This window comes from Isoptericola sp. NPDC060257, from assembly GCF_042726645.1.
GTDB lineage: Bacteria > Actinomycetota > Actinomycetes > Actinomycetales > Cellulomonadaceae > Isoptericola > Isoptericola nanjingensis.
The window spans coordinates 1-6,610 of record NZ_JBHXAW010000248.1 but is presented as its reverse complement, the minus strand read 5'-3'; the positions used below and the strand labels follow the sequence as shown (position 1 = coordinate 6,610).

Sequence of the window (6,610 nt, the reverse complement as noted above, 5' to 3'; positions counted from 1 at the left end):
TCTCCGGCCTCACCGCGCAGACGGTGTTCGGCCGAGAGAGCACGCCCCGGGGCAAGAAGAAGGACGCCGGCCCGGTCGTGGAGTCCGTCACCCTCGGCGTGCTCGACGACGGCGAGCGCCGCCTCGTGACGGTCAGCGGCTCCGTCGTCGTCGGCTGACGGATCTGCTGGCTGATCTGCTGAACGGCCCCGCCCCCGTCGGGACCGCCCGGCCGGGCGCATAGGCTGTCGGCATGCCCACCGCCGCGTCGCTGGTCGACCTCGAGAACCTCCGCACCGACGTCGACACCAGGGTCGAGGAGCACCTCGACGCCCTCGCCCGGGAGGTCGCCTCCATCGGCGACGCGGCGACCGCGCTGACCGACCAGGCGCCCGTGCTGCTCCGCGGGGGCAAGCGCCTGCGGGCAGCGTTCTGCTACTGGTCCTACCGGGCCCACGGCGGCGCCCCGGTCGGTCCCGAGCGGGACGCGGTGGTGCGGGCCGGGGCGGCGCTCGAGCTGTTCCAGGCCGCCGCCCTGCTGCACGACGACGTCATGGACGCCTCGGACACGCGGCGTGGCGAGCCCACCGCCCACCGCGCCTTCGAGGCGCGGCACGCCGCGGCCGGCTGGGCGGGATCGGCAGAGCGGTTCGGCACGTCCGCCGCGATCCTGCTCGGCGACCTGTGCCTCGTCGCGTGCCAGCGCGAGATCGCGGCCGCGGTCGCCGACCTGCCCACGGAGCGCGCGGCCGCGGCCCGCGCGCTGTTCGACGCCATGCAGACCGAGGTCGTCGTGGGCCAGTACCTCGACGTCCTCGTCCAGGCCGAGCCGTGGGGCCTGGACCCCGCGGCCGACGAGGAGCGCGCCCGGGACGTCCTGCGCGCCAAGTCGGCGCGCTACTCGGTCGAGCGCCCGCTCGTGCTCGGCGCGGTCCTCGCGGGGGCGTCGCCCGCGCACGTGGCCGCCGTCTCGGACGCCGGGCTGCCGCTCGGGGAGGCGTTCCAGCTCCGCGACGACGTGCTGGGCGTGTTCGGCGACCCGTCGGTGACGGGCAAGCCCGCCGGCGACGACCTGCGCGAGGGCAAGCGCACCGTGCTGGTGGCCCGCACGCTGGCGGCCGCGGGCGCGGGCGACCGCGACCTCGTCGTCGCGCGCCTCGGCGACCCCGACCTGGACGGCGCCACCGTCGAGCGGCTGCGCGGGGTCATCGCCGGCTCGGGGGCGCTCGACGGCGTCGAGGCCCTCATCGACACGCTCGCGGACGGCGCCCTGGACGCGCTGTCCGCGGCCGGGCTCGCCCAGCCCGGCCGCGAGGTCCTCCTGGACCTGGCGCGGGCCGCCGTCGACCGGGCGGCCTGACCCTCCGACCGTCCCTCCGACGGTCCCTCCGACCGCAGGGACCGGGCGTCAGAGCAGCGCCTGGGCCACCCGACGCACCTCGGCACGACGGCCGGCGCGCAGCTCCCCGATCGGGGTGGCGCCGATCGACGGCTCGGTCTCGAACAGCCAGCGCAGGATGGCGGCGTCGTCCAGCCCGACGTCCGAGAGCACCAGCACGGTGCCGCGCAGCGTGTGCAGCACGTGGGGCGCCCCGTCGTCGGTCACGAGGAATGCGGCGGGCACCTGGAACGTGTTGCGGTCGCCCCGCTTGACCCCGACGAGGGTCCGCTCCGAGACCAGCCCGCGCACCTTGGACACCTGGGTCCCGAGGACCTCCGCCACGTCGGGCAGGGTGAGCCACTCGTCCACGAGGGACTCCAGGGCGGCGCGGTCGTCGGTGCGGTCGTCGGTGCTGTCGGGGACGGGGGCGCCGGGCTCCGGCGCGGTGGTGTCGCTCACCGGGCCAGCCTACGGGCCTGCCGAACCGGGCGCCCCTACACTCGTCGCGTGGCCATCACGACGACCGACCCGATGCTCGGCCGCCTGGTCGACGGGCGGTACGAGATCGTCGCGCGCGTCGCCCGAGGGGGCATGGCCACCGTGTACCGGGCCACCGACCGGCGGCTCGACCGTGAGGTCGCCGTCAAGGTGATGCACCCGCACCTCGCGGACGGGGTGGACGGCGCCGCCTTCGTGTCCCGCTTCCGCCGCGAGGCTCGCGCCGCCGCCCGGCTCACCCATCCCGGCGTCGTGGCGGTCTACGACCAGGGCGTCGACGGCGACACCAGCTATCTCGCGATGGAGTACGTGCCGGGCACCAACCTGCGTCGCGAGCTGCACACGTCCGGCGCCCTCACCCTGGGCCGAGCGCTCGACGTCGTGGCGCAGGTCCTCGCGGCCCTCGCCGCGGCGCACCGCAAGGGCCTCGTCCACCGGGACGTCAAGCCGGAGAACGTGCTCGTCGTCGGCGACGACGCCGTCCCTGGCGGCACCGCCCAGGACGACGCGCCCGGCGGCACCCCGCCGGGGACGCGGGTCAAGGTCGCCGACTTCGGCCTCGCCCGCGCGGTCACCGAGGTGACCACCACCGCCACCGGCACCGTCCTGGGCACGGTCGCGTACCTGGCCCCCGAGGTGATCACCAGCGGCACCTGCGACGCCCGCACCGACGTCTACGCGGTCGGGGTGCTCGCGTACGAGCTCGTCACCGGCACCCTGCCGTATGCGGGCGAGACGCCGATCCAGGTCGCCTTCCACCACGTGCACGAGGACCTCCCTGCACCGTCCGCGCTCGTGGACTGGCTGCCAGCCGAGGTCGACGCGCTCGTCGCGTCCTTCGCGGCCCGGGACGCCGGCCAGCGCCCGCCGGACGCGGGTGCCGCCCTCGCGGCCGTCGAGGCGCTGCGCTCGTCGCTCGACGCCGACGTGCTCGCGCGCCGCGCGGAGCGGCCCGCCGACGGCCCCTCCGACGCCGAAGGCCCGAGCGCCTCGAGCGGGACCGGCGGCGCGCCGCCCGACCACGAGGACGACGGGCGCACGGGGACGGACGCGGTCGACGAGATCCCGACGGCGTTCTTCCAGGAGGTGTCGGCGAGCGCGCCGGCACAGCCCACGGACCGGCTCGTCGAGCAGCCCACCGAGGCGTACCGCCGCCCCTCCCGCCGTCGCCGCGCGGTCGCGTGGACCCTCACCCTGGTGCTCGTGCTGGCCGGCGGCGGGCTGGGCACCTGGTGGTGGTTCGCGGACGGCCCCGGGGCGTGGACCTCGGTGCCGACCGGCGTCGCCGGAGTCGCTGCCGACGACGCCCGCGCCGTCCTCGAGGACGCCGGGCTCGGCACGACGACGAGCCGCGTCTTCGACGACGACGTCCCGGAGGGCTCGGTCGTGACGAGCGTGCCCGCGCCCGGCGACCGGGTGCGCACCGACGGCTCCGTGGAGCTGGTCGTGTCCCGCGGCGTGCAGATGCTCACGGTGCCCGACGACCTGGTCGGCGCCGGCGACAAGGACGCCACCGCGGCGCTGGAGGACGCCGGCTTCACGGTCGGCGACCCCGCCCGGTCGTACGACGACGAGGCCCCCCGGGGCCAGGTGCTCGACGTGTCGGTGGACGAGGGGTCGCGCCAGCGGCACGACACCGTCGTGACGCTCACCGTCTCCGACGGCCCCGCCCCCGTGCAGGTGCCGCAGGAGGTGGGCAAGGAGAAGGACGCTGCCGTCACCGACCTCGAGGGCCTGGGGCTCGTCGTCGAGCTGGCCGACCCGGAGTACTCCGAGGACGTCCCGAAGGGGCACGTGCTGGCGCAGGACCCGAAGGAGGGGGCCACCGCGCACCGCACCGACACGGTGACCCTGACGATCTCGCAGGGGCCGCCCCTGGTCGAGGTGCCGAACGTGGTGGGCAAGCACACCGAGCCTGCCCGCAAGGCGCTGGAGAAGGCCGGCTTCGTGGTCAAGGAGAACACCTACCTCGGCGGCATCCTGGACACCGTCCGGTTCCAGGACCCCACCGGCAAGGCGCCGAAGGGCAGCACGGTGACCGTCACCGTCTGGTGAGCGTCACCAGCTCGTCAGCATCTCCGCGACGCGGAACGCCATCTCGAGCGACTGCTGGTGGTTGAGGCGCGGGTCGACCAGCGTCTCGTACCGCAGCGCCAGCCCGGCGTCGTCGATCTCCTCGCTGCCGCCCAGCACCTCGGTGACGTCGTCGCCCGTGAGCTCCATGTGCAGCCCGCCGGGCACGGTGCCGAGGGCGCGGTGCACCTCGAAGAAGCCCGTGACCTCGTCCAGCACGTCGGTGAACCGGCGCGTCTTGTAGCCGCTGTCGGAGGTGATCGTGTTGCCGTGCATCGGGTCGGTCACCCAGGTGACGGCCACGCCCGCGGCGGTGACCTTCTCGACGACCTCGGGCAGCACGTCGCGCACCTTGCCCGCGCCCATACGGGTGACGAACGTGAGCCGGCCGGGGGTGTTGCCCGGGTTGAGCCGCGCCGCCAGCGCCAGGGCGTCGTCGGCCGACGTCGTCGGGCCGAGCTTGACCCCGACGGGGTTGGCGACGCGCGAGAGGAACTCCACGTGCGCGCCGTCGAGCTGACGGGTGCGCTCGCCGATCCACAGGAAGTGGGCCGAGGTCGCGTAGGCCTCGCCGGTCCGGGCGTCGACCCGGGTCAGCGCCCGCTCGTAGTCGAGGATGAGCGCCTCGTGGCTGAGGTAGAACTCCACCGAGCGCAGGGCGTCGAAGTCCGCCCCGCAGGCCTCCATGAAGCGGATGGCGCGGTCGATCTCCGCCGCGGTGCGCTCGTACCGCGCGTAGGCGGGGTTGCGCATGAACCCGCGGTTCCACTCGTGCACCCGGCGCAGGTCGGCGTGGCCACCCTGGGTGAAGGCCCGCACGACGTTCGCCGTCGCCGACGAGATCCGGTACGCCTGCTCGAGGCGCACCGGGTCGGGCGTGCGCGACTCCGGGGTGAACTCGTGCCCGTTGACCATGTCGCCGCGGTAGGCGGGCAGCGTCACGCCGTCGCGGGTCTCGAGGTCGGACGACCGCGGCTTGGCGTACTGCCCCGCGAGCCGCCCCATCTTCACCACGGGCGTGCTCGCGCCGTGGGTGAGCACCACCGCCATCTGCAGGATGGTGCGCATCTTGTTGCGGATGCGGGTCGCGTTCGCGTCCGCGAACGTCTCCGCGCAGTCCCCGCCCTGCAGCAGGAACGCCTCGCCGCGGCCTGCCGCGGCGAGACGTTCCGTGAGCAGCCGGGCCTCGGCCGGCACCACGAGGGGCGCCGCCTGGGAGAGCCGCCCCGCCACCGCCGCGAGCGCCTCGGCGTCCGGCCACACGGGCTGCTGGCGCGCCTCGAGGGTCCGGAACCGGTCCAGGCCCTCGGGATCGCTCCCGGGCGCCACGGTGTCGACGGCGGTGGTCATGCGGGCTGCTCCTGCCTCTGGCTCGGTGGTCGGCGGGTCGCCGTCGTCAGTGCGCGGCGGGCTTCGCGGGCACCAGCGGCTGGCCGATGCCCTCGAGGATCTCGCCGAACCACGGCTGGCTGACGTCGAACGCCTTGCCGCCGGCGATGCGCGGGAACGCGATCGCCTTGAGGCGGTCGCCGTCCTCCTCGTCGTGGCCGATGACGCCGGCCTCGCCGCGCAGCGCGCACTCGACGGCGAGGTCCGTCATCGACTTGATGAGGCGCAGGTCCTCGGCGTTCGCGGCCGCGGCGCGCGAGTAGTAGCCCGACTTCTGGACCATGACCTTCTCGGCGCCCAGCTTCTCCGCGAACTGCTTCGCGAACCACTGGCCGGGGTTGATGGTGTCGAGCTTGACGTGCCCGAACGGGTCGCGCGGCACCTCCTCGCCGGCGGCCTCGAGCTGCTGCACGATCTCGTTCATCCCCGCGCCCTCGGACAGGAAGATGTTGACGTTGCCGATCTCGTCCATGACGGCACGCAGGCGCGCCGCCTCGGCGTCGATGTCGATCTCCAGCTCGGGCAGGAAGACGGCGTGCACGTCCCAGCGCTCGCGCGTCAGGCCGAGGGCCGGGGCCCACTCCTGGGCGTCGAGCCACGAGCGGTACTCCTTCGCGGCGGCCGCCGTGAGCCAGCCGCAGTGCCGGCCCATGACCTCGTGCACGATGAGCATGCGCGGACCCGAGCGGTGCTCGCCGATGACGTTCGCGGCGAAGCCCGCGGCCTCCTCGGCGGCGGTCCAGGCGCCGAGGGACTGCTTGATCGGCACCACGTCGTTGTCGATCGTCTTGGGCAGGCCCACGACGGTGAGCTCGTAGCCGTTGTCGTGCAGGTACGCGGCGAGGTCGGCGGCCGTGGTGTTCGTGTCGTCGCCACCGATGGTGTGCAGCACGTCCACGCCGTCGGCCTTGAGCTGCTCGGCCGCGACCTCCAGCGGGTTCTGGCCCTCCTGCACGAGGCCCCGCTTGACGCAGTCCGCGGCGTTGGTCAGCTTGACGCGCGAGTTGCCGATGGGCGAGCCGCCGAAGCGGTGCAGGATGCCGGCCTGCTTGCGGCCCTCCTCGTCGACCACGATCTTCGTGCCCGTGAGGAGCCCGTGGTAGCCGTACTGGTAGGCGATGATCTCGATCGACGGGTCGAGCTCCGTGTAGCGCTCGATGAGGCCGCCGACGGCGGAGGACAGGCAGGGCGCGAAGCCGCCGGCGGTCAGGAGAGCCACGCGACGAACCGACATGACAGGGGCTACCTCTCGGTGGGGGACGAACAGCGACTCCATCCTAGGCTGTCTCT

At 74.4% G+C, this 6,610-nt stretch carries 5 protein-coding genes; 2 read left to right on the top strand and 3 right to left on the bottom strand.

What is annotated here, in order from left to right:
• The first annotated feature begins 232 nt into the window (after positions 1-232).
• Positions 233-1,339 (top strand): polyprenyl synthetase family protein, encoded by a 1,107-nt coding sequence (locus tag ACFWEK_RS17075; RefSeq protein WP_430554807.1) that lies wholly within the window; start codon positions 233-235, stop codon positions 1,337-1,339.
• Between the two features lie 48 nt (positions 1,340-1,387).
• Here the strand turns inward: ACFWEK_RS17075 and ACFWEK_RS17070 are convergent, their stop codons facing one another.
• Positions 1,388-1,819 carry an Rv2175c family DNA-binding protein gene (locus tag ACFWEK_RS17070; RefSeq protein WP_430545235.1) on the bottom strand — a complete coding sequence of 144 codons (432 nt, stop codon included), beginning with the start codon at positions 1,817-1,819 and terminating at the stop codon, positions 1,388-1,390.
• 48 nt (positions 1,820-1,867) lie between these two features.
• Between ACFWEK_RS17070 and ACFWEK_RS17065 the strand changes: the two genes are divergently transcribed.
• Positions 1,868-3,913 (top strand): PASTA domain-containing protein, encoded by a 2,046-nt coding sequence (locus tag ACFWEK_RS17065; RefSeq protein ID WP_430554806.1) that lies wholly within the window; start codon positions 1,868-1,870, stop codon positions 3,911-3,913.
• 3 nt (positions 3,914-3,916) lie between these two features.
• On the opposite strand, the gene ACFWEK_RS17060 is transcribed toward ACFWEK_RS17065, so the two are convergent.
• Positions 3,917-5,281: a class II 3-deoxy-7-phosphoheptulonate synthase gene (locus tag ACFWEK_RS17060; RefSeq protein WP_430554805.1), complete on the bottom strand. Its 1,365-nt coding sequence runs from the start codon at positions 5,279-5,281 to the stop codon at positions 3,917-3,919.
• A gap of 46 nt (positions 5,282-5,327) precedes the next feature.
• The gene (locus ACFWEK_RS17055; protein WP_430545232.1) at positions 5,328-6,554 is read right to left on the bottom strand and encodes a pyrophosphate--fructose-6-phosphate 1-phosphotransferase; all 1,227 of its coding nucleotides are present in this window, start codon (positions 6,552-6,554) and stop codon (positions 5,328-5,330) included.
• Positions 6,555-6,610 lie beyond the last annotated feature (56 nt).